Origin of the sequence: Mycobacterium simulans, from assembly GCF_900232995.1 — a bacterium.
GTDB lineage: Bacteria > Actinomycetota > Actinomycetes > Mycobacteriales > Mycobacteriaceae > Mycobacterium > Mycobacterium simulans.
Genome location: NZ_OCVX01000023.1, coordinates 1 through 1,558 on the forward strand (window position 1 = coordinate 1; position 1,558 = coordinate 1,558).

2 protein-coding genes are annotated in these 1,558 nt (G+C 65.9%); both read right to left on the reverse strand.

Annotation, left to right across the window (positions count from 1 at the left end):
* Positions 1-153 precede the first annotated feature (153 nt).
* Positions 154-378, reverse strand: a complete 225-nt coding sequence (locus MSIMFI_RS26500; protein WP_191499906.1) for a hypothetical protein — start codon at positions 376-378, stop codon at positions 154-156.
* Positions 379-414: 36 nt separating this feature from the next.
* Entirely contained in the window at positions 415-1,515 is a 1,101-nt protein-coding gene (locus tag MSIMFI_RS26505; protein WP_224770465.1) for an IS110 family RNA-guided transposase, read from the reverse strand.
* Between the last annotated feature and the right edge of the window lie 43 nt (positions 1,516-1,558).

Sequence of the window (1,558 nt, forward strand, 5' to 3'; positions counted from 1 at the left end):
TTTGCCTCGTTTCCCATCCCCGACATTGGTCGGTGGAGCGGAGTCGGGGTCAAGGTGGAGCGCCCGAAGCGCAGCGAGGACGAACGACCTTGAGGCCGAGGAGGATCCGCCGCATACTCCCGGTCGGGTGGGACGAGGCAAAGACGTTGTAGTTCAAGCCATCTGCTGCCTCCCGTGCGCGAATGTGGTGCGCGAGACGACGTCGGGCGTGCCGACGCCCAGCCTTATCTGGGTCCACGGACGAGGTCCGGTGACATGATGATTGATGGGGTGCCCGGCGTGCGGGCTGGCGAGGATGTGCGGCCGCTCAGTCTTTCCGGGAAGTCCACCCAACAGCGGGGTGGCGACAGGACTCGTTCGGGAGCTGACCGCGGGCATCAGCTGAAATATGGGCAGGGCACGCGCACGACGCATTTAGGCGGCCACCTCCTGCACTGAGGTGTCGGGCAGCGCCAGGGCGGCATCGCCGAGCTCACGCAGCGTGTGATAGCAGCGGCGCAAGATCTTGCGCTCCACCGCCAAGGTCGGGTTCTTGCCGTTGTGGCCGTCGCGCTTAGCCGCCAGCCTCCGGTAGTAGGCGCGATCCGGAGAGCCGCGCCGGGCCGCACACTTAGCCGCCTCAAACGCCACCCACCGCAATTCGGGTGAGCCCTGCCGCGACAGGTGCCCCGGGGAGCGTTTGGCATCCGAGGAATGCACGGTGACATCCAGCCCGGCGTAGCGCACCAGCTGATCAGAACTGGTGAATCGGCGCGCATCACCGATCTCGGCCCACATGATCGCCGCGCATAACCAGCCGATGCCGTAGTGGCGCTGCAGTGCCCGACATCCGGCTTGGCGCCGGGCGAAGTCCACCAATTGGGTTCGCAGCGCGTCGATCTCCGGAGTCAGCTCATCAATGCGGCGCAGGGCAGCATCGACGTATTGGCGTCCCGCTGGCGACAACGGCGCGCCAGCGAGCGCCTCCCGGCCCCGCGCCGACAGCAGTGCTTTGACCGGCGGGCAGCCCTGATGGAACAACTGGGCATGAATGCGCTGCTGCCAGGCGCGCCGCTCATCCATCAAGGTGCAATACAGCCGTCCCAGATTGCGGATCTCCAACACATGCGCCGGCGGGATCCACGACTCGGGAAACCGGCCCTGCAACAGCAGCGTGCGCAGCAACCGGGCATCGGCACGGTCGGTCTTGGCCCGCTTCTTACGCCCCCGCAACGCCGCGATCTCGGCCGGATCCCCCACATGCACACGCACTCCCGCAGCCGCCAGCTCCTCGCTGACATACCGCCACCCGGTGCAACCCTCCAACGCGAACTCCGCGTCCCCATCCGGGCACCGCTCGCTCAACCAGCGCCGCAACGTTGACCGGGTCGCCGGCCGGATCTGACCCCAACGCACCAACCCGTCGTCATCGACGTAATCGAAAGTGATCTGCTGCCGATGCACGTCAAAACCGCCTACCATCGTCATCAGCGGGACCTCCTCGAGCTCCTGAAAAATTACCGACGCATAGATCATCGAGCGTCTGTGCCGAGGGGGTCCCCATCACATGTCATCTTTC